Consider the following 20,990-nt stretch of genomic DNA (forward strand, 5'->3'; position numbering starts at 1 on the left):
CTTATTCCGGAATGTTCTTGCGAACCTGATCAAAAAGCAGGTTTGGTAAAAAACGCTTTACATAAATGGCGGCAACTTCTTTTAGTCCGCCAATGTAAATTTCCTTCTTGTCCTTTTTTACCGCTTCCAAAATTCGCCGTGCACATTCTTCGGCCGGAATTCCTTTTGCCTGATTGGAATCCATTTTGCCAAATTTACTTCCGGAAGCATCCATTGCATTCAGCGAGATATTGGTGCGGATATAACCCGGACAAATCGTCGTCACTTTGATATTATCATTGTAACCTTCGGCCCGTAACGAATCGTAAAATCCATGCAATGCATGTTTGGCAGCATTATAACCGGATCTCATAATCGTCCCGATCTTCCCGGCAACGCTGCTGATGACAATGAAATGTCCGCTTTTTTGCTTCACCATGTAAGGCAAAACGGCTTTGGTAAGCGCCACTGTGCTGAAAAAATTCACATTCATCAGCTTCTGATACACATCCAGCGTTGTATCATTAACATAGGACCTTTGGCTAACCCCCGCGTTGTGCACCATTATGTCGATGCGCCCGAAATGTGCAATCACTTGCTCAGCAGCACCTTGCGCTTTGTCGAATTGGGTAACGTCAAGCGGAAGCACCAGCACCGAGGCATCCGGTAAGCCGGACAGTTGTTTCACTCTTTGTAACTCATCTTCCCGGCGGGCAGTGAGCACGAGTTTGGCGCCATCTTTTGCAAACGCAAGTGCAATCGCCTCACCAATCCCGGACGACGCGCCGGTTATCCAGACAACCTTGTTATTAAATGTGTCCATAATGGATGGTCAGATTGTGGCGTTGGCAAAGTGAAAGGAAACCTCTTCGTTTGTAACATTCAAGACAGCTTCCATACCAACGCCCATTGCACGGTTATCGCCGACATGGCCCACTGGAAAATTAAAACAAACCGGGTAATCGAAAGCTGCAATGTGTTCGTGAATGATCTCGTAGTAAGTTTTACCAAATGTCGGGCTGTTATTATCCTTCATATCCGTGAATTGTCCCACAATTAAGCCAGCCAGTTTGTCGAACTTCCCAGCCCGTTTCATCTGGATCATCATGCGGTCCAGGTTGTAGAGATATTCATTAATATCTTCAATGAAGAGTATTTTCGCATCCGTATCTACATCCGTTTCAGTTCCGATCAAATGCGCCAATAGGCAAAGGTTACCACCTACAACCTGGCCGTTCGCGGTTCCAGGCCTGTTCAGGTCATGTTTTGAGATAGCATAATGTGGCATTTCACCAAACAACATTTGTCGGAGGGATTCTTTTGCCAATTCTGCTCCATCAGTCGTGATCGACTTGGCCATAGGCGCGTGCAGACTGGCATAACCCAAGCCAAATATTCGCGAGAGGATCACCGTAAGGTCGCTGAAACCCACGACCCATTTCGGATTCTTCAGAAATTGATCAAAATTAAGCTGATCCACGATCCGGGAACAGCCATAACCGCCTCGGGCTGCGATCACAGCCTTAATAGAAGGATCATCCAGCATCGTTTGCAGATCGGCAAGGCGCACATTATCAGGTGCCGAAAACTGGTTCGAAGCCGTTTTCAAGGTTCCCCCCTCAACCACTTCAAGCCCCCATTCATTCTTAAAAATTTCAATCCCCGGCAAAATATCCTCATAATTCAAAACACTAGCCGGAGCCACAATGCCAATCTTATCACCTGGTTTGAGGAAGGGAGGGAGGTTGATTTTATTCATTAAAAGATAATATGCTAGGGTTCGTAGTGACCCTTCATGGAGATAATAAAAACCGTTTGGTCTTCTATTTTGTAAATGATTCTATGTTCCTTATCTATTCGCCTCGAATATTTGCCCGCAAGATTATAACGCAGCAGTTCAGGTTTTCCTATCCCCGAGGTAGGCGTTTCCCTGATCGACTGAATTAATCTTTCAATTCTCTTAATGTGCGCTTTCTGACCAGATTTATGCCAGAATTCTAAGTGATGAAGAGCGAGATCGGTAAACTTTATTTTGAAGTTACCAGGTCCCATAGATTTTCACCTTCTTTTAGTTCCGTAGTCCGACCGTCCTTAATTTGCTTTTCGCCCTCTTCGACCATGGCCACAAAATCAGCGTTATAAAACTTTTTGCCTTCAAGAATATCCTGCCGCCCTTGCTTTATTTTTTTTACAAATTCAGGGTCATAAGGACTTTCTTCCCTTTCTTCAAATGCCACCTGGAAGTCTTTCAACAGGTTTTTAACAGCTGTTAAAATTGCTTCATCTTCTGTTTTAATCAATAGTGTTGTCATGTGTTTATTTTTTTTACCAAAATTAAAGATAACGGACTTTACCCTTAAATAAAAACCACCTCTTCCAGCAGCTCTGAACCCATTTCCCGGTTGATCAGTTCGATGATCTTGGCTTTGGCACGGAAGAGTTCGTTGCGTAGGGGGGCGGATTCTATTTGAAGAAAAAGGGTCTTTTCCTTGATGTAAACTGTTTTTGTGCGGGTGGCGATTGCGGAACCCATGATTTTTTCCCAGTGTGCGACAACATACGATTGATCAAAGCGGTTGCGCAGCCGGTATTTTTCCAGCATTTGATCAATGGCATCTTTCAGCGGCGTGACGCCAGGCCGCCGGGAAGCTTTTTCTTTGTCAAACCGATAATGTTGCGCCATAATTGAACTTGTGAATCTTGCAAATGTAGGAAGTTCTCAGAGTCCTGCCGTCGCTTCCGGGTTTACTTTTTTCAACAATTCCTCATAAACAACGTCCATGATCGCCGTGCGAATGTTCAGCTGCGAGATCTTATTATTTTCCCTCGTCGGGTAAACGCGGTTGGATAAGAAAACATAATTCAACTTCCACGCCGGATCCGCCCAGGTCATAATTCCCGTGTAACCTGTGTGCCCAAAACTCGACGGACTCGCGTATTTAGGCGCATTTCCTGAATATTTGAATGTGGGCTTGTCGAAACCAATTCCACGGCGACTGCCCAATTCCGGATATTGGTAACGTGTAAATTCAATCAGCGCGTCTTTGCTCAACAACTGCTGACCCCCATAATAACCCTGCTGCAAATACATTTGCCACACTTTCATTACATCATTGGCATCCCCAAACAAGCCCGCATGCCCGCTCAATCCGCCTAACATGGCAGCCGCTTCGTCATGAACCTGACCGTGTAATTGCGTCATCCTGAAAAACGTATCACGCTCGGTAGGAACAATGTCTTCCAGCTTGTAAAAACGTTTTGGGTTGAATGTTAATGTGTTAGCACCCAGTTTATGGTAATAATGGTTTTTAAGATAATCTTCAAAGTTCTCGCCTGATAATGATTTTACGATCTGTGGGTAAAGGATAAAGGAAAGGTCGCTGTACACATAACCCTCTTTTTCATTCAAAGGAGAGTCGCGGATGGCTTCGAAAATCTTTTTATCATAATTCTTGAAGATAAAAAGGCTGTCGCCAACAACGGATGTAGGATATCTTTTCGACTGTTTCGTGCTAAAAGTCTTCTTCTTCCACGATCCGTCCGCATCCTGAGCTTCTTTCCAAAGGACAATAAACGCTTTTAACCGCGCGCTATGCGTCAAAACGCGCCGCCATGGCAGGTCCGCCTTGTTCGACTTCCCAAAATCAGGCAAGTAATCCTTCATTGTAGCGTCCAGATCAAATTTTTTCTGATCCCACAGACTCATTAAGGCCAATGTGGAAGCCGTAATTTTGGTCACGGAGGCCAAATCGTAAAGATCTGTCAGTTTTACATTCGTATTTCCTTCATAGGTGTGTTTTCCATAAGCCTTTCGGAAAAACACTTTCCCATCCTTTGCAAGTTGCACAACGCAGCCCGGTGTCGCTTTTTGGGTAAGCGCATTATTTGCGATGGAGTCAATTCTATAAGTAAGGATCTCAGAATCAAGTCCGAGTTCTTCTGGAATGGTGTATTTCAATCTTCCTATGGCAGGTGTTTCAATGCCGGAATTGTATGGAAATTGTGCATTCACGGTAACCGGCAGTTTTCCCTGTGCAGGAATGGCGCCAAAAATCAACTGCGCCGAAAGATCCTGTGTGTAAGGGGTTAATTGATAAGCCATTAACAAAGCGCGCGCATTTTCCGGCTTTTGTATTTTATTCAAAGAATAGGGATTGCCGAAAATAGAAACCACAGCCTTATTGGAAGCGATCAATTCCTGCAAAACGGCATTCATTTGTTCTGTTAAGCCATAATTCGTCCGGGGCGAAATGCTGCCCAAATGCACGCCTACCAATAACAAATTGAATGCTTTCAACTTTTCGCGCAACTCAGTCACCTGCGTTTCGGTTGCTTTGGCGGGGATGTAGAAATGCTCAACGGTTGTGTAAAGGCCCAGTGTTTTCTGGAAAGTAGTAATGGTGTCCGCACCCAACGAAACAGAGGCAATTTTCAGCGTGTCCAGATCGCGCAATGGCAATAAGTCCTTGTCGTTTTTGAGAATTGTTAATGCTTTTTCTGTCAAAAGACGGTTTGTCAGTTCTGCCGATTTCGGGTTAAGGTCTTTGTATAAATTATTGAGATCGATCGGTTTGTAATGATTCAAGCCCGCCCATGCCTTGGCATGCAGCACTTTTTTGCAACGCGCATCAATTTCCGCCTGCGTTATTTTTCCTTCGGCAATGCTTTTCTTGATTTCGGCAATCGACTTGGAAACGTCTTCGGTAAATTCCAGCAAATCCATCCCGGCTTCGAGGCCCATCGCATCGGCCCGTCCATTCGGGAAATATTTGGTAACCCCTTTCATATTCATTGCATCGGAATAGATCAGCCCATCAAATCCAAGCTGTTTTCTTAAAAGGTCCGAAACGATAGGTTTGGAAAGTGTTGAAGGTAAATTAGGCGTTTTATCCAGCGCCGGAATGCTCAAATGCGCAATCATCATGCCGCTAATTCCATTCGCAATCAATGCTTTGAAAGGATACAATTCCAAAGAATCCAGCCTGTCTGTATTGTGAGAAATTAAAGGAAGGTCATAATGCGAGTCTACGCCTGTGTCACCATGTCCGGGAAAGTGTTTGGCGCTGGTTAACAGGCCATTATCCTGCATTCCTTTCATATAGGCCACGGCTTTATCCGCAACTTTGTATTTATTTTCTCCAAATGAGCGAAAGCTGATAACCGGGTTATCGGGATTGTTATTCACGTCCGCAACAGGCGCGAAATTAATATGCATCCCCAAACGTCTGGCTTGTTTCGCAAGTTGCGCACCCATTTCATAAATCAGATCATTGCTGCCCTGGATCGCGCCTAATGTCATTTGATATGGATAGCGAACCGTGCTATCGATCCGCATGGCCAGTCCAAATTCCGCATCCATCGCAATCAGCAGCGGCACTTTGGAAATGGATTGGTAAAAATTAGTCAGCTGCGCCTGCGGAACCGGCCCGCCCTGAAAAAACACAATCCCGCCCACCTTATTTTCCCGGATCAACTTCTCAACCACAGCCGGATTGCTCGTTTTGGGGTCAATAACCGCCCTTTTCACATCCGAAACCGCCGCAACCATAATCAACTGCGCAATCCGCTCATCCGGCGTCAACGTAGCAAAAACCGAATCAACCCATTGCCGAGACTCGCTAGCCGCATTCTGCTGCAAAAAAGCCGGTGGCGCGGCGATTTGGGATTGGGAATCAGTGCTTGAAAGTCTTAACAAGAAAAGGAAAAGCAGTAGAAATGTGAATTTTTTCATGAATTGGGACATAATAGGAATCAGTTTCCAAAGTTTGGAAAACCAATTGATTAATCCAATGGAAACTATTGTCTAACTAAATGTTTGACGAGCGTTTATTCAAAAAACCAGCCCCAAAACAAGCCCTCCGATAATGATCACATAGGACGGAACTTTTGAAAAAGTGAGAACCAGGATCGTGCAAATGACTGTGAACAGTGGTTGCCAGTGATTCATCATGGGTTGGAAAAGGGAGATGGCGGCGGCGATGGTGAGGCCGCAGCTGGCGGCGTGGATGCCTTCGAGCGAAGCGCGGATCCCTCTGTATTTTTTGAGCTGGGCCCAAAAGGGATAGGCGAAAAAGATGAAGAATGTTCCCGGGAGAAAAATGCCTGCCGTGGCGACAAAGCCACCGATGATCTGTCCGGTTATGCCGGCCGATTGCAGGGATATACTTCCTACGAATGTGGCAATGGAGAAAACCGGGCCGGGCACGACTTGCGTTAAGGCCATTCCCGCCAGAAATTCCTGGTCGGTGAGGTAATGTTTAAATTCTACAAACTCGTTGTAAAGGATTGGGATCAGCACCTGGCCGCCTCCGAAAACCAGACTGCCGTTCCGGTAGAAGTTTTCAAAAAGCCTGACAGGAAGTGAATTGGTCACCTTTCCGACAATTGCCGCAGCGATCAGCACCGAAATCCAGAAAATAATGGGCCGCCACAAAATCCGGATCGGACCTTTTTCCATGACCTCGTGTTTTTTGAAATTTAATGCTGCGGCCATGCCACCCGTAATAATGAGCACCGGCGTCATGTAAGGCGAAGGATACATGTAAGCGAGGATCGTGGAAATGATCAGAAAAGACCAGCCCTGGGTGTTATGGATGACTTTCCGGGCGATGGACGATGCTCCGTACATTAAAAACGCCACGGCCATTGGCCCTACAAATTTCGTGAATTGCAAAGAGATCGAATGCCGTTCCAGATAATGGATGCCGATCGCGGCCATCGTCATCAGGATCATTGCGGGCAGCGACCATACGATAAGTGTCAGGTAAGCAAGCGGTTGCCCTCCGATTTTCAGTCCGATGGCCGTAACTGTTTGCGTTGAGCTGGGGCCAGGCAAAACAGAGCACAATGCTTGTAATTCCAGCAATTCTTCTTCCGAAATGTATCGTCTTTTCCGCACCAGCCTTTCAATCATCATCATTAAATGCACCTGAGGCCCCCCAAATGCGGTTACTGACAGCAAGAGGATGTCCATCAGGTAAATGATGTAACGAAAGCGGCGGATAGGGGGCTGGGCCAAGCGTTTTTGCAGGTTATTTTTTTAAACCCAGTTCTCTCAATCGTTCATCCAGAAATTCACCCGCTGTCATATTGGTATATAATTTAGGAAACTCCTGAGATACACAATTTTCCAGACTCGTGAGATCCATATCAGCCCGCGGATGCATAAAAAACGGGATGGAATAACGCGAAGTGCCCATCTTCTCGCGAGGCGGGTTTACAACCCGGTGAATGGTCGACTTTAATTTGTGGTTCGTAAGCCGATCCAGCATATCACCAACATTGACTACGATCTGATCGGGCAGTGCGGTGATAGCAATCCATTCTCCGTCGCGGCGAAGCACTTCCAGTCCTTCTGCACTGGCGCCCATTAGCAATGTAATGAGGTTAATGTCGCCGTGTGCGGCCGCGCGAACCGCTCCTTCGGGCACAAGTTCAGGATTTGGAATTGGGAAATAATGTAATGCACGGAGCAAGCTGTCGCCATTTTTGACCTTATCTTCAAAATAATCCTCCGGTAAATTCAGATAGATCGCAATTGCTCGCAGGAGCATTTTGCCTGCATTTTCGAATGTTTGGTAAACTTCTAATGTATATTTTTCAAAATCGGGAAGCTCTTCCGGGAAGATGTTCGAAGGCATGCTGCCGATCGGATCGGGTTGCCCGATGTGATAGAATTCCTTCAAATCGGCCACTTTGAAGCCTTTTGCGGTTTCTTTCCCTTTGCCGATATAACCTCTTTGCCCAAACAATTCGGCAAATTCATACTTCTTCTTCACCTCATCCGGCAATGTGAAAAATTGCTTTACGATGTCGTAAAGCTCGTTCCTTAATGTTTCGCTGAGGCCGTGATTTTTTATTGCTACAAATCCAATGTTGGTAAAGGCATCACCCAGGTCAGCTACAAACTGCTTTTTCTGCTCAGCGTTTCCGGAGGTGAAATCGGCCAAATCCAGCGAAGGGACTTGATTTAATAATGCTGGTTCCATAAAATCCTTTTTTATGCAAAGTAAAAACTATCCGCAGACAAGTCCGCAGATAGTTTAGATACTTTTCCAGAAAGATTAATGTTGTAACCCTATTCCTTAATCCCTTTGATATAAGCAATCGTTTGAGGAATCTGTTTCAAATAAGACGGGCTCTCATCCTCAATAAAGTAATGTTTAATTCCAACTTTTTTTGCCGCTTTCAATGTGGCTGGAATGTCGATGGAACCGGTTCCTAATGCCACGTCATTCGTAGTTGGCGTGCCGCCGGACAGGTTACCGACCACACCTTTTTTGAGGTCTTTCAAGTGCATTAGTTTCCAGCGCGTTGGATATTTCAGCAGCAGTTTTGCGGGATCCTGGCCAGGAAACGCCGTCCAAAGCACGTCCATTTCAAAATTTACATATTCGGGATTGGTGTTTTTAACAATGTAATCAAACAATGTCCCGTCTTCGTAAGGCTCAAACTCGTAACCGTGGTTGTGGTAAGTCAGCTCAATGCCCGCTTCTTTGAGCTCTTTGCCTGCCTTGTTGAAGTCAGCCACTGCTTTTTTAGCCGTTTCGAGATCGAATTTGCCTTTGTGAGGAATCCAGGCGACCATTACATATTTGGCGCCCAAAACTTTTGCGTCTTTGATCGTTTGTTCGCTGCTCTCGGCCAGCTTGTTGTAATCCGCACCAATGGAGACCATCTTAATGCCTCGTTTATCCAGCTGCTTGCGCAACTCTTCCGTCGTCATGCCTTTGATCGGACCACCTTCCATTTCGGTCACACCCAATGACTTGATCGTGTCCAATGTCGCCTCGATCCCCTTGTCCCAGCTTCCGCGGAATGTGTAGGCCTGCAGGCCGATTGGATTTGTGTAAACATTGCCTTGGGCTAAAAGATCGGTCTGGCTCATCAAGGCTGCGGCTGCAAAAAGACAGGTTTTTAACAGTTTGTTCATATAGTAATGGTTTTGTTTGTTCTTGTTTGGTGCCAGGGCACCAACTTGCATAAAAGCCAGCACAGCTTCGGTTATACTAAAACCCGTCCGCCTTGATCTGCTTTTCGGTCACTTCACCATATTTCTTTACCGATTCACGGATTTCACTGGCTTTACCGATCATGACAAATTGCAGTTTGTCTTTTGGGAAATATGTGGCGATGATTTGTTTCGTTTGCTCGGTCGTCAGACCGTCCACTTTTGCCTGGAATGTATTGATGTAATTTTCGTCGAAATTGTAAATATGCATATCGGTGAGCAACCTTGCAAGTGCGCCTGCGGACTCGTATGCGGGTGGAAAGCTGCCTTTTACGTATGCTTTGGCCGATTTCAGGATCTCGTCATTGATCCCCGTTTTGTGTAAACTATCCAAAACTTGCAGCGCCATATCAACAGCCGGAACGGTCGTTGAGTTTTTGGTAAATGTGCTGATCGCAAATGTTCCTGCAAATTTGTAACGCGTAAAACCACTTCTCGCGCCATAAGTAAGTCCTGAATTAACCCGCAATGCGTCATTCAGCCATGAAGTGAATCGACCGCCAAGAATAGTATTAACAACCAGAACGGGTACATAATCCGCTGAATTATAGTCAATTCCCTTTCCGCTAATAGAGAATGTGGTTTCTCTTGCATCAGGCTTGTCAACAAGCAGTACGCGGCTTTTTTCAAATTCCAGATTGGGTGCAACGCGCTTCACCATCCGGTAAGGCGCTGTTTTCCAGTTGCCGAACATTGCGGTCACTTTTTTCTTCATATCAGCTGCTTTAAAATCACCTACAATGGCGATGGCTCCGCGTCCGGAAGTGTAATTGCCTTCGTAAAAAGCCTTTGCATCTGCTGCCGACAGTTTTTCAATGGTCACCGGAGTTCCGCCGCCGGGTGTCGCGTAAGGAAAATCTTTGAACATGAATGCGTTCATGTAAGCGTTGATCACCGCCCGTGGGCTTTCCTTTTCTCTGACAAGTTCCTGCGTGAGACGTTGCTTATGCTTGTCAAATTCTGTTTTATCAAAAACCGGGTGCATGATCACTTGCTGAATGATATCGAAAAGCTTTTCCTGGTCTTTGGTCGCAAAAGAGGATGTCAAACCGGCCGCGTCTTTACCTGCATAAGTGTTAATGCTTGCGCCCACAAAGTCGGTCATTTCTTCGATTTGTGGTTTGGTGTATTTTTCAGTGCCAAAAAGCAGTGCGTCTGCGGTTATGCCTGCGAGTCCGTAACGTTCGCCATCATTGATAGAGCCAGCTTCGAAAACGGCTGAAACATTGATGAGCGGGACTTCGTGCTGTTCCATCAGGAAAATGGTCAAGCCGTTTTTAAGCTTGAATTTTTCGAAAGGCGGGACTTTAAAATTGTTTTGTGCAGAGGCCGTAAGCGTAAGCAGCGCCAGAAACACAAATAATATCTTTTTCATCTTTTAAATGTTATGAATGAATGTCGGTGTAAAGAGGGTGTTATTTAGCTTTCTCGGGAAGGAGATAGCCCACGGTTCGGTTGCGGTCGGTGAAATATTTGGCGGCAACGCGCTTAATGTCTTCCACGGTCACTTTTTTATACAAATCCGGTGCTTCGAACATCTTTTTATAATCCCCAAAAAACACGTCATAACTGCCGAGACTGTTGGCTTTACCATTAATGGTTTCCAATGTGTGATAAAATTCCATCAGCTTCTGATTTTTCACTTTTTGAAGTTCTTCATCTTTCACTCCGTTTTTAATCACCATATCAATTTGATTATCAATGCCTTTTTCCAGATCCGGCGCAGTAACATTGTTTCCTGCAATGGCATAAATGATGAAAAGGCTAGGATCAAAACTTTGATCCGTGAAACTGGAAACATTGGTTGCTAATGTGGAATCCATCACCAGCGACTTGGTAAGGCGGGACGAATTGCCGGAGGTTAGCAAGCTGCTTAATAAATCCAGCGCATAAAAATCTTCATGTTTCGTTTCTGGCACGTGGTAGGCCATCAGAATGTTCGGTGTTGCAATGTCCTTATAAGCCGTAACGCGTCTTTCGCCATTTTGAGTCGGTTCAACAGTCCTTATTTTAGGTGGTAACCCTCTAGCCGGAATGGGCGCCATGTATTGATCAGCCATTTTTTTTACCTGTTCCAAAGTCACATCGCCAACCACAACCACCGTCGCATTATTGGGTGAATAGTAAGTTTTGAAATAGTTTTCCAAATCCTCCTGCGTCCAGCTTTTAATGTCTGATTCGAACCCGATCACCGGAAACATATACGGATGTTCCTGAAAAGCGGTGGATTGCACCAGCTCGCCGATAAGCCTGTAATTGCTGTTTTCCAAACCCGTGCTGCGTTCCGAAAGCACCACGCCGCGTTCGCTTTCCACCATTTTCGGGTCAATGGACAAGCTGGCGATGCGGTCGGATTCCAGTTTGAAGATGGGTTCCAACGCATCTTTTTGAAACCAGTCGGTGTAAACGGTCACATTCTCCGATGTATAAGCATTGTTAGAACCACCGTTGGCTTCCATAAAACGGTCAAATTCTTTCGGGCCGAAATTTTTGGAACCGTTGAACATCATATGCTCGAAGAAATGGGAAAGGCCCGTAATGCCGTGCACCTCATTGCGCGAGCCCACTTTCCAGAACAAATACATGTTCGCATTGGGAATGGATTTGTCTTCCAGCACGAGGAATTTCATGCCGTTCTCCAATGTGAAAGTCTTCACATCTTCTGGTTTTGTTTGTGCAAAAGACATCCCGACACCGGCCATGAGCGCGGCGGTTAGCAGTATTTTCTTTATCATTTGGTTATGCTTTGTTAATTGATGTGTAATGATAGCGATTGGATTTAAATCTATCCACTACTTTTGGGTCTTCCATATCCTGAAACCTTAAATTCTTTATGAAAAATAGCCTTTTTAGTCTGCTTATCCTGCTTTTTGCTGCTGTTTTTGCCAATGCAGGCTCAGACAATCCCGCCAAAAAATACAAGTTCAAGGTGATGACTTACAACATTCACCATTGCAACCCGCCTTCTGCCGGGGATAAAATTGATGTGGAAGCCATTGCGAGAGTCATTAATGCCGAAAAACCCGATTTGGTGGCGTTGCAGGAAGTGGACGTTAATACGGAACGTTCGGGCAAAGGGAAAAACCAGGCGCAGCAACTCGCAGCATTAACCGGAATGAAGTTTTATTTTTCCAAAGCCATAGACCATCAGGGCGGCGATTATGGCGTGGCTGTTTTGAGCAAATATAAAATTGAAGATTCCGTAAGATATGCATTGCCCATTCACGCCGACAAACCGGAAGAAAACCGGACGGTTGCAGCAGTCACAGTAACATTGCCTAATAAGCAAAAAATCGTTTTCGCCAGCACGCATTTGGGATTAAAGGAGCCTAACCGCCTCTTACAAGCTGAAACGATTATGGAAAAATTAGGAAAAACAGCATTGCCTATGATCTTAGCAGGTGATTTCAACGCCGTTCCCGAAAGTCCGGTGATCGCTTATTTTGATAAATATTTCACCAGAACCTGCTCTGACTGCAAACCCACAATCCCCGTCGAAACGCCGAACAAAACGATTGATTTCATCATGTATAAGCAAGGAAGCAACTTGAAAGGCGCTGATACAAAGGTTATTAACGAAAAATATGCCTCCGATCATTTACCCGTTGTCGCCAGTTTCGAGATCGATTGACACTTCGTTTTTCAACCATTTCACGCGGACAATGCGGCTTTGAACATTGTGCTCTTTAAAGAAATGCTGCCAATGTAACTGCCTGGAAGACAGGTGATCCGTTGGTGATTTTATTTCAATAAATGCATATTCAGTCTCATTCCAAACCAGTAAGTCGGGGAAGCCGCGCGTGTTTTCCCGCAGGTTTAATGCAATTTCCATCATCACCAAGTGGATTTGTTCGGGGCTTAGCAGCGAAATTAATACGAGGACTTTTTCCAAAGCGCCTTCATACCAGGGCACGAGGACATTGGTAATGCCGTATTTTTCCATGTAAGTTTGCGTAACCAGCTCCTCGATAATCTCCCTGGAATGTGCTGCTTTCAGCCTCTCTTTTAGCTGATCGGCTCTTTTGTAATAAAAATCGGGAAGGAAAAAATCGGTGGGAACGCGTTGCAGCGGGTTGTGAATGGTCTGCACGTTGGTGTCATAAATCGCGTCCCAAAAAAGCAGCCCGAATAATGTGCGCCAAGGCTCATTCTCGCTGAAAAATGCCTGATAACCGCGTTCTCTGTAATAATGTATAGCGCCCAATTCCACCTGGTAGCGATACATAATCGGCACTTCAATGGCTTCCGCAGCTTTCAGCGCTTGCGTCGTGCGCTTAATGATCCGGCTCTTTTTGTTTTTGATCCTTTCATAAAAATCCATGCTGAAATAGCGTTCGTCAGCATTTTGCGGATTTTCGGCTATTTCCTCGCAAAGCGCCAGGGCTTCATCAATTTCACCCAGGTTGTAAAGCAAACGCACACGCCGTTCGCGAGCAGGTGCATCATTAGTGAGCTGATAAATGCTCAATGCCTGTGACAGCATTTTCTTTCGTTCCAGCCACGCGCTCACTCTGAGGATGAATGTGTTAAATGAAGGAATGGCTTTCGGGCTCAATCCAGTTCCGCTGCCCACATGCCAGTTCATGAACCAGTCGAAAATATCTTCCGGCGGCAAACCCGTTTTCAGATCGTCAAAAGTTTCTTTCATCAACGACACCATTAATGTGTCGTCTACATCTTTTCGCGTCTCGAATTGTATGGCTAAATGCTGTTCGTCAAAAGAATTGAAACGCACGTGACCCAGATCGCGGATCACAAACTCGGTCATATCGGCATTGCGGTTCCCGAAAAACAGGAATTTCATCACCATCACTTCTGCTTCGTAAGAAACTTTCACGACCGGTTCGTGCGCTGTAATGATCTCACAAAGCGTTTTAAAATCATATTCATGCATGAGCCAGCGAACCAGATCAGGCTTTTTAATGCTTTTCGAAGGCATGATGTCCGGCCCCAGTATCTTTGTAAAGAGCAAATGTTCCGGCTTGGTAAAAAGCTCCATAATCTCCGAAAAGCGAACTTCGTGTGAATCGCAAATCGACTCGATAAATTGTTTTTCGAAGAGCTCGTTCAGGACAGCCGGAATGTCTTTTATTTCGGAATAGGAGAGGTTGTTAACTCTGAAAAATGATTTGCTGCGATTGCTGAAACGGATAAAAAGACATTGCGCATCTTCGGAAAGCGAATCATAATCATTGAGAAAACGCAGCTCGTTTTCGTTTAAAACATGAGCATAGCGCTTCCTGACAAATTCCAGGACATAACTGAAATACTCGTGATAATATTTAGGTGGAAGATCCGTCGGAAACTCGATATTCTGCACAAAAGGATTCGGAAGCACTTCGATAAAAACGGATTGTAGTGATTTAACTTAAACTTAAAGTTACCAAAATAATGCCTTTGGAAGAACAATTCCGGCCCACTTTTTGCCATTTTGTGAAAGTTCTGTGAAAAGGATTAAAATTTCGTTAAACAAGATATTTGTAGAAAAATTGATAGTATAAATTGCATTATACCTATTACAAATGCCGCAATTTCTTGATATCATAGTATATAATAAAGAAATTGGATTACATTTGCTGACTATGGAAAACAATTTTATCTGCCCATGACAACATTAGATTCGTACGATTTTTCAGGCAAAAAAGCCTTAGTCCGCGTGGACTTTAATGTTCCGCTTAATGACAAATTTGAGATCACGGACGACACCCGGATCAAAGCAACAATCCCTACAATCAACAAGATTCTTAATGATGGAGGTTCTGTCATTTTGATGTCACACCTGGGACGCCCAAAGGATGGACCAACTGAAAAATATTCCCTGAAACACCTTGTTAATCCTTTGTCGCTAATCCTTGGCCGTACTGTAAAGTTTGCCGACGACTCTGTCGGAAAAAGCGCAACTGAACTTGCGGCATCTTTGAACGCGGGTGAAGTTTTGTTATTGGAAAATCTTCGTTTTTATAAAGAAGAAGAAAAAGGTGATGAGGCTTTTGCAGAAAAGCTTTCGAAACTGGGTGATGTGTGGGTGATGGACGCTTTTGGAACTGCGCACCGCGCGCACGCTTCTACGGCTGTAATTGGTAAATTCTTCAAGGATAAAGTTTGTGGTTATGTAATGCAGGCGGAACTTGATAACGCGGAAAGACTTTTGGAACATTCCGAAAGACCATTCACGGCGATCATGGGCGGTGCCAAAATCTCAGATAAAATACTGATCATCGAGCGTCTGATCGACACGGTGGATAACCTGATCATCGGCGGGGGAATGTCCTATACATTTTCAAAAGCACAGGGTGGAAGCATTGGTCAGTCTTTACTAGAAGCTGATAAGCAGGATCTTACGCTTGAATTAGTTAAAAAAGCAAAAGAAAAAGGAGTTAATCTGATCTTGCCTGTGGATACTGTGATTGCGGACAAATTCAGCAATGATGCAGAACGCAAAATCGTGAAAGCGGGTGAGATTCCTGACAATTGGCAGGGATTGGATATTGGTCCTGAAACCATTAAGATCTTCTCTGAAATTGTTAAAAATTCAAAAACAGTTCTTTGGAACGGTCCTATGGGCGTTTTTGAATTCCCAAATTTCGCTCAGGGAACCAACGCAATCGCTGAGTCTGTGGTGGCTGTGACGGAAGAAAATGATGCATTCTCACTGATCGGCGGTGGTGACTCGGCTTCTGCGATCAACAATGCAGGTTATGGTGACCGCGTAAGTTATGTATCAACCGGTGGAGGTGCATTGCTTGAATATATGGAAGGCAAAGTGCTTCCGGGCGTTGCTGCATTGGAAGCTTAATCTTTCAGTGATTTTATAAAAAATAGTTTTGTTTAAAATAAGAAAACCATCTCGCATAGCGCGGGATGGTTTTTCTGCATAACAAACCTAACTAATTTATGAACACGGGCCGAAGCCGGAATTCCTATTTAACCGCCGCTGTTTGCACGTTTTTGAAGATCGTCAGATCCCGTGTTGCGCTGGCGGGCGCCTTTTACATTTTGATTACCAAAATTGTAAGTAAATGTTAGTCTGAACTGGCGGCTTGGCCACTCGGACTTCACTTTGAAATCAATGTCTTTGTAAATCGCAGTTCCGTTGAACCGGTTGGTCCAGAAAATGTCGTTTACATTCAGACGGATCGTTCCTTTTTTATTCAAAATGTTCTTTTGCAAACCTGCATTCAACATTCCCATGGGCTTCGCTGCATACAATCCGTAGAACGCCCGACTATTATACCACCCCGAGAGCTCAGCAGACCATCCTTTACCCAAAGTAAAATTGTTGCTGGCGTACATATTCCACGATGCCTGCTTGATTTCGAGCTGCTGATCGAGGTAAATGGAGTTGTATGCATTGTAAACTCCGGTGAAGTTCGCCTGCAAGTTCCACCATTTGGCAATCGGAACCGGGAATGAAACAGTCAAACTCACATTGTCCTGATTGTCCAGATTGTCGGAGGTTACGAATGTTTTGTTCTCAGAAGCAATCTGTTGCGGAAGCTCGTCAGCGATCATATCCTTGATCCGGCTGTAAGCAAGCGTCGTATTCAGGAAGTTTTTGTAAACGTGTACGAGTTGGAACGAATTGGTATACTGTGGTTTAAGATTCGGATTTCCTTTTTGGAATGTATAAGGATCCAGGTAAAACTCAAACGGGTTAAGTGATTGATAATTTGGACGGTCGATGCGGCGGCTGTAAGAAAGATTCAGCACATTGTTCGTATCCAGTTGTTGCGAAAGGAAGACGCTAGGAAACAGATTTACATAGTTTCTGTCACGTTTCTCATTTAGTGTCACAGAGTTACCAACTGAATGTGTATGTTCACCGCGAAGCCCGAGCTGGTATTTTAGTTTTTTGGTGATGCTTCCATTGTAGTTCACATAAGCCGCATTCACATTTTCGGTGTATTTGAAGCGGTTCGAACGGGTTGGGTCGAGCACCCATTCGTCGACTTTTGTTTCAAAAACCATATCATTATCAGATGCCACAAAGCTCGTTTTCAAGCCTGTTTCAAACTTTCCTTTTCCCAAAGGTTGTGCGTAATCCAGCTTGGCCACCGCAATGTTAATGTCGGAAGGCATATTGTTTCTGACCGTTTCCCGGCTGCTGTTTTCCTCCTGACCTTGTGGATTGAAATAACGCGTATCCAGATTGCTTTTTTTGCTGCCGCTATAATTGACATAATCCACATCAAATGTCAGTTCCTTGCCCTTATCATTAAATTGATGCTTCAAATTGGCATTTGCACTCACATTGTTCATTTTTCCGCCGTTGAAAACGTCCGTTCTGAATGTGCGTTGCAGGCTGAGATCTTCATTCAGGATTCTTGTATTTGTTTGTCCGAAAGGATTGCTCCAATTGTTGTAAAACCCTGAAACCAACACGCCAACCGTTGTTTTTTCTGTGGCAAAATAATCGACACCGGCGCGGACATTGTAATATTGAGACTTGTTGATCCGCTCTGTTTTTTGATCAAAAATGGTCACTTTATCTTCAAAAGGGATTTTTCTGTAAATGTCGTTATTGTTAAAGCCCTTGTTGAAAAAAGTGCCTCCACTTATAAATGTGCTGAGTTTTCCGGCGCGGTGATTGATCGTTGCCGTGGCATTGGATCTTCCGTAGCGTGCGTAAGCGGCACCCAGGTTAATGTTCCCGTTTGTGCCATAATTCTTATTGCGCTTCATCTTAATATTGATGATCCCGGAGTTTCCGGCCGCATCATATTTGGCAGAAGGATTGGTGATCAGCTCAATTTTTTCGATGTTATCACTCGGTGTGTTGCGAAGGAGCGTGATGAGTTCTTGTTGGGATAAAAAAGTCTGCTTTCCATCAATCTGAACAATTACGCCTTCTTTTCCGCGTAATTTAAGCTGCTCATTTTGCTGATCAACCGTTACACCGGGAGCGCGTTCCAACACTTCCAGTGCAGTTGCGCCGGCGGAAACAATGCTGTTTTCCACATTGACGACCGTGCGGTCGATCTGTTGTTCGATAAAAGGTTTTTTTGCAACAACCGTCACCTCGTTCAAGGCTTGCGTGTCGGTTTTTAAAGTGATGGTGGGAAGATTGACAGCGTCATCATTAACATTGAAAGTTGCGCTGTAACTTTTTTGGTAACCAACCATGGAAACCAGCGTCAGGAATCTTCCGCTGGTAACCTGGTCAAATAAAAATTTTCCGCTTTCGTCGGCAGCGAGGCCTTTTACCAAAGTTGAATCGCTTGCCTTTAACAGTAGTACATTAACAAACGGAAAGGGTTGGGCCTTTTCGTCCAGAATTGCTCCGGATACTTTTCCTTTGCCGGTTGGGCTGGAAGCGGTTTGTGCCTGCACAAAAGTTCCAGCCAGTAGCAAAGCTACAGTTAGGTTTAATAAAAATTTCATGGCTAATAGATTATGTTCAATGTCCGGCTTCGGTGCGTTAACTTCCTTCCCAGTACATTGTAAAAGTAAGTACTTTGTATAACATAGAACCTTAGATTACATAAATGGTTTTAATGTTATATAAGCGGATAATGTGTGCCTGACTTTCGTTTGATAGATACAAAGGGAACAAAGAAAGTTGCACACGGCCTAAAAAAAAGTTTAAATGGTAAAATGCCGTGGTGAATGACATTTGGCCACAAAAAAAGCCGCTTCGTGAGAAGCGGCTTTTTGCATTTTATATTAAGTCCCTATCAGGCAAGCTTAACATTGATCGCGTTAAGCCCTTTACGTCCTTCCTGAAGATCAAAAGTAACGTCGTCATTTTCGCGAACTTCATCAACAAGACCGGAGATGTGTACAAAATAGTCCTGTCCTGTTTCTGTGTCTTTAATAAACCCGTAACCTTTTGAGTCATTAAAGAATTTTACTGTTCCTTGATTCATATTAATTATATATTGAAAAATTTACGTAAAGGTAAACAGAAGGCGGCGTTTGTACAAATTTACATTGAAAAAATTAAAATTCAGGAAACAACAAGGCTTTCAACAGCTTATACAATGATTGAATCCGGTTTTTTGATTTGGGTCAATCTCCCTACATTTGCGTTTTAGATAGCATTTATATGACTGAACAAATTCTGATTTTAGATTTTGGTTCGCAATACACGCAGTTAATAGCACGTCGCGTTCGTGAGCTTAATGTTTATTGTGAAATCCATCCTTACAATAATTTCCCCGATCTCACTCCCAATATCAAAGGTGTAATTCTCTCCGGAAGCCCGTGTTCCGTACGGGACGATGATGCACCGAGAATAGATTTGGATCAATTTCGTAAAGTAGTGCCGGTTTTAGGCGTTTGCTACGGTGCACAGCTAATGGCGCAGGAACTGGGCGGCGATGTTAAACCTTCACAACATCGTGAATATGGCCGCGCGCGTCTGGTTATCGACGATACGGATTCTTCTTTGCTTGCCGGTTTATCGGAATCTTCACAGGTTTGGATGTCACACGGCGATACAATTGTGCGCGCTCCGAACAATTTCCACGTAATCGCTTCCACGGAATCGGTAAAAGTGGCTGCTTTCAAAATTGAAGATGAACTTACTTATGGCATTCAGTTTCACCCCGAGGTTACGCATACAACCGAAGGTAAAAAGCTGATGTATAACTTTGTAGCCAAAATTTGTGGCTGCAAGCAGGATTGGACGGCGGAATCTTTTGTTGAGCAAACAATTGCTAATCTGCGCAAAAAGCTGGGCAATGATAAAGTTGTCATGGCGCTATCCGGCGGTGTTGACTCCACAGTTGCTGCAACGCTGGTGCATCAGGCGATTGGCCCAAACTTGTATTGCATCTTCGTAGATAATGGTCTCTTGCGTAAAGATGAGTTCGAAGAAGTGCTTCATTCTTACCAGGATATGGGTTTGAATATTAAGGGTGTTGATTCAAAATCACATTTTTACCAATCATTGGATGGTTTGTCGGAACCCGAAGCAAAACGGAAAGCAATTGGGAAATCCTTCATTGACATTTTCGATCAGGAAGCACATTTGATTGAAGAAGTGAAATGGCTGGGTCAGGGGACAATTTATCCGGACGTGATTGAGTCAGTTTCTATTAATGGGCCTTCTGCAACGATCAAATCGCACCATAATGTGGGCGGCTTGCCTGACTTCATGAAGCTTAAAATCGTGGAGCCGCTGAATACATTGTTCAAAGACGAAGTAAGAGCGGTTGGAAGAACATTAGGCATTGACGAAAAAATATTAGGACGCCATCCTTTCCCTGGTCCCGGACTTGCAATTCGTATTTTAGGTGAAATTACACCTGAAAAAGTGGCGATCTTACAAGAAGTTGACTCGATTTTTATCGGCGGACTTCGGAAATGGAATTTATATAAAGATGTGTGGCAAGCTGGCGCAATGCTTTTGCCTGTACAAAGTGTGGGTGTGATGGGGGATGAGCGAACTTATGAAAGCGTGGTTGCACTTCGCGCAGTAACTTCTGTGGACGGAATGACTGCGGATTGGGCACATTTGCCTTACGAGTTCCTTGCGGAAGTTTCCAATGATATTATTAATAGGGTAAAAGGAGTGAACCGCGTTGTTTACGACATTTCGTCGAAGCCGCCGGCAACTATTGAATGGGAATAGCTTAAAAACAGAAAAAGCGGACATTGTCCGCTTTTTTAATATCGTTCATTCAATGTCAGGATCGCCCGACACCACGGCTGATTAAGCTTAACACAAATAGTACGAGGAATACGAAGAATAGAATTTTAGCAATTCCAGCCGCTCCGGCAGCGATTCCACCGAAACCAAGCACTCCGGCTATAATAGCCACTATTAGAAAAATTACAGTCCATTTAAGCATGATTGACAAATGGTTAAGTTCTTAATGAAATATAAATCATGTTTTACCAATTATGTGCCAATGGTGCTCCTGAGCTAAAACCTCATTTTGTAATGAAATTTGATACAAAATCACAGAATTAGCCAAGATTCTGTGTGGAGAATGATGCCCATTATTACACTTTTTTCTATGTTCTATCCGAATATTATGACATCAAGGGCGTTTTC

General features: G+C 44.3%; 18 protein-coding genes. 3 read left to right on the forward strand and 15 right to left on the reverse strand.

Going from position 1 to position 20,990, the window contains the following annotated elements; genetic code table 11:
* Position 1 precedes the first annotated feature (1 nt).
* From NFI81_RS24925 to NFI81_RS24975, 11 genes are all read right to left on the reverse strand, one after another.
* Positions 2-802 (reverse strand): SDR family oxidoreductase, encoded by an 801-nt coding sequence (locus NFI81_RS24925; protein WP_234616196.1) that lies wholly within the window; start codon positions 800-802, stop codon positions 2-4.
* 9 nt (positions 803-811) lie between these two features.
* Positions 812-1,738, reverse strand: a complete 927-nt coding sequence (locus tag NFI81_RS24930) for a S66 peptidase family protein (protein WP_234616197.1) — start codon at positions 1,736-1,738, stop codon at positions 812-814.
* 14 nt (positions 1,739-1,752) lie between these two features.
* Entirely contained in the window at positions 1,753-2,031 is a 279-nt protein-coding gene (locus NFI81_RS24935; protein WP_234616198.1) for a Txe/YoeB family addiction module toxin, read from the reverse strand.
* Positions 2,007-2,291 (reverse strand): DUF2683 family protein, encoded by a 285-nt coding sequence (locus NFI81_RS24940; protein ID WP_234616199.1) that lies wholly within the window; start codon positions 2,289-2,291, stop codon positions 2,007-2,009. Before NFI81_RS24940 ends, NFI81_RS24935 begins: the two co-directional genes overlap by 25 nt.
* Before the next feature lie 44 nt (positions 2,292-2,335).
* Positions 2,336-2,662 (reverse strand): DciA family protein, encoded by a 327-nt coding sequence (locus NFI81_RS24945; RefSeq protein WP_234616200.1) that lies wholly within the window; start codon positions 2,660-2,662, stop codon positions 2,336-2,338.
* A gap of 36 nt (positions 2,663-2,698) precedes the next feature.
* Positions 2,699-5,710 carry a serine hydrolase domain-containing protein gene (locus tag NFI81_RS24950; protein ID WP_234616201.1) on the reverse strand — a complete coding sequence of 1,004 codons (3,012 nt, stop codon included), beginning with the start codon at positions 5,708-5,710 and terminating at the stop codon, positions 2,699-2,701.
* A 99-nt stretch (positions 5,711-5,809) separates the two neighbouring features.
* The gene (chrA, locus tag NFI81_RS24955) at positions 5,810-6,952 is read right to left on the reverse strand and encodes a chromate efflux transporter (RefSeq protein ID WP_234616212.1); all 1,143 of its coding nucleotides are present in this window, start codon (positions 6,950-6,952) and stop codon (positions 5,810-5,812) included.
* A gap of 58 nt (positions 6,953-7,010) precedes the next feature.
* On the reverse strand, positions 7,011-7,967 hold the full coding sequence (locus NFI81_RS24960; protein ID WP_234616202.1) for an isopenicillin N synthase family dioxygenase: 957 nt from the start codon (positions 7,965-7,967) through the stop codon (positions 7,011-7,013).
* An 89-nt stretch (positions 7,968-8,056) separates the two neighbouring features.
* Positions 8,057-8,911, reverse strand: coding sequence for a sugar phosphate isomerase/epimerase family protein (locus NFI81_RS24965; RefSeq protein WP_234616203.1), 855 nt, complete (start codon positions 8,909-8,911; stop codon positions 8,057-8,059).
* A gap of 76 nt (positions 8,912-8,987) precedes the next feature.
* Complete coding sequence (locus NFI81_RS24970; RefSeq protein WP_234616204.1) at positions 8,988-10,364, reverse strand: M16 family metallopeptidase; 1,377 nt, start codon at positions 10,362-10,364, stop codon at positions 8,988-8,990.
* Between the two features lie 40 nt (positions 10,365-10,404).
* Positions 10,405-11,724 carry a M16 family metallopeptidase gene (locus tag NFI81_RS24975; RefSeq protein ID WP_234616205.1) on the reverse strand — a complete coding sequence of 440 codons (1,320 nt, stop codon included), beginning with the start codon at positions 11,722-11,724 and terminating at the stop codon, positions 10,405-10,407.
* Positions 11,725-11,822: 98 nt separating this feature from the next.
* On the opposite strand from NFI81_RS24975, the gene NFI81_RS24980 reads away from it, so the two are divergent.
* Positions 11,823-12,620 carry an endonuclease/exonuclease/phosphatase family protein gene (locus tag NFI81_RS24980; RefSeq protein WP_234615689.1) on the forward strand — a complete coding sequence of 266 codons (798 nt, stop codon included), beginning with the start codon at positions 11,823-11,825 and terminating at the stop codon, positions 12,618-12,620.
* Here NFI81_RS24980 and NFI81_RS24985 read toward each other — a convergent pair.
* Positions 12,588-14,327: a VRR-NUC domain-containing protein gene (locus NFI81_RS24985; RefSeq protein ID WP_234615688.1), complete on the reverse strand. Its 1,740-nt coding sequence runs from the start codon at positions 14,325-14,327 to the stop codon at positions 12,588-12,590. The genes NFI81_RS24980 and NFI81_RS24985 overlap by 33 nt on opposite strands.
* A gap of 267 nt (positions 14,328-14,594) precedes the next feature.
* Here NFI81_RS24985 and NFI81_RS24990 point away from each other — a divergent pair, with 267 nt between their 5' ends.
* Positions 14,595-15,785, forward strand: a complete 1,191-nt coding sequence (locus tag NFI81_RS24990) for a phosphoglycerate kinase (protein WP_234615687.1) — start codon at positions 14,595-14,597, stop codon at positions 15,783-15,785.
* A 128-nt stretch (positions 15,786-15,913) separates the two neighbouring features.
* On the opposite strand, the gene NFI81_RS24995 is transcribed toward NFI81_RS24990, so the two are convergent.
* Positions 15,914-18,370 carry a TonB-dependent receptor gene (locus NFI81_RS24995; RefSeq protein ID WP_234615686.1) on the reverse strand — a complete coding sequence of 819 codons (2,457 nt, stop codon included), beginning with the start codon at positions 18,368-18,370 and terminating at the stop codon, positions 15,914-15,916.
* Between the two features lie 293 nt (positions 18,371-18,663).
* Complete coding sequence (locus NFI81_RS25000; protein ID WP_026628253.1) at positions 18,664-18,855, reverse strand: cold-shock protein; 192 nt, start codon at positions 18,853-18,855, stop codon at positions 18,664-18,666.
* A 179-nt stretch (positions 18,856-19,034) separates the two neighbouring features.
* On the opposite strand from NFI81_RS25000, the gene guaA reads away from it, so the two are divergent.
* Positions 19,035-20,564 (forward strand): glutamine-hydrolyzing GMP synthase, encoded by a 1,530-nt coding sequence (gene guaA / locus NFI81_RS25005; protein ID WP_234615685.1) that lies wholly within the window; start codon positions 19,035-19,037, stop codon positions 20,562-20,564.
* A 55-nt stretch (positions 20,565-20,619) separates the two neighbouring features.
* Here the strand turns inward: guaA and NFI81_RS25010 are convergent, their stop codons facing one another.
* Positions 20,620-20,784 (reverse strand): DUF1328 family protein, encoded by a 165-nt coding sequence (locus NFI81_RS25010; protein WP_138477434.1) that lies wholly within the window; start codon positions 20,782-20,784, stop codon positions 20,620-20,622.
* Positions 20,785-20,990: the final 206 nt, after the last annotated feature.

It is taken from the genome of Dyadobacter fanqingshengii, from assembly GCF_023822005.2.
Lineage (GTDB): Bacteria > Bacteroidota > Bacteroidia > Cytophagales > Spirosomataceae > Dyadobacter > Dyadobacter fanqingshengii.

Excerpts from the sequence above, each read along its gene's own strand:
- NFI81_RS25010 (WP_138477434.1), bottom strand. The coding sequence starts at position 20,784 with ATGCTTAAATGGACTGTAATTTTTCTAATAGTGGCTATTATAGCCGGA.
- guaA (WP_234615685.1), top strand. The coding sequence starts at position 19,035 with ATGACTGAACAAATTCTGATTTTAGATTTTGGTTCGCAATACACGCAG.
- NFI81_RS24970 (WP_234616204.1), bottom strand. The coding sequence starts at position 10,364 with ATGAAAAAGATATTATTTGTGTTTCTGGCGCTGCTTACGCTTACGGCC.
- NFI81_RS24980 (WP_234615689.1), top strand. The coding sequence starts at position 11,823 with ATGAAAAATAGCCTTTTTAGTCTGCTTATCCTGCTTTTTGCTGCTGTT.
- NFI81_RS24940 (WP_234616199.1), bottom strand. The coding sequence starts at position 2,291 with ATGACAACACTATTGATTAAAACAGAAGATGAAGCAATTTTAACAGCT.
- NFI81_RS24925 (WP_234616196.1), bottom strand. The coding sequence starts at position 802 with ATGGACACATTTAATAACAAGGTTGTCTGGATAACCGGCGCGTCGTCC.
- NFI81_RS24950 (WP_234616201.1), bottom strand. The coding sequence starts at position 5,710 with ATGAAAAAATTCACATTTCTACTGCTTTTCCTTTTCTTGTTAAGACTT.
- NFI81_RS24945 (WP_234616200.1), bottom strand. The coding sequence starts at position 2,662 with ATGGCGCAACATTATCGGTTTGACAAAGAAAAAGCTTCCCGGCGGCCT.
- NFI81_RS24975 (WP_234616205.1), bottom strand. The coding sequence starts at position 11,724 with ATGATAAAGAAAATACTGCTAACCGCCGCGCTCATGGCCGGTGTCGGG.
- chrA (WP_234616212.1), bottom strand. The coding sequence starts at position 6,952 with ATGGACATCCTCTTGCTGTCAGTAACCGCATTTGGGGGGCCTCAGGTG.
- NFI81_RS24960 (WP_234616202.1), bottom strand. The coding sequence starts at position 7,967 with ATGGAACCAGCATTATTAAATCAAGTCCCTTCGCTGGATTTGGCCGAT.
- NFI81_RS24965 (WP_234616203.1), bottom strand. The coding sequence starts at position 8,911 with ATGAACAAACTGTTAAAAACCTGTCTTTTTGCAGCCGCAGCCTTGATG.
- NFI81_RS24930 (WP_234616197.1), bottom strand. The coding sequence starts at position 1,738 with ATGAATAAAATCAACCTCCCTCCCTTCCTCAAACCAGGTGATAAGATT.
- NFI81_RS25000 (WP_026628253.1), bottom strand. The coding sequence starts at position 18,855 with ATGAATCAAGGAACAGTAAAATTCTTTAATGACTCAAAAGGTTACGGG.
- NFI81_RS24995 (WP_234615686.1), bottom strand. The coding sequence starts at position 18,370 with ATGAAATTTTTATTAAACCTAACTGTAGCTTTGCTACTGGCTGGAACT.
- NFI81_RS24990 (WP_234615687.1), top strand. The coding sequence starts at position 14,595 with ATGACAACATTAGATTCGTACGATTTTTCAGGCAAAAAAGCCTTAGTC.
- NFI81_RS24935 (WP_234616198.1), bottom strand. The coding sequence starts at position 2,031 with ATGGGACCTGGTAACTTCAAAATAAAGTTTACCGATCTCGCTCTTCAT.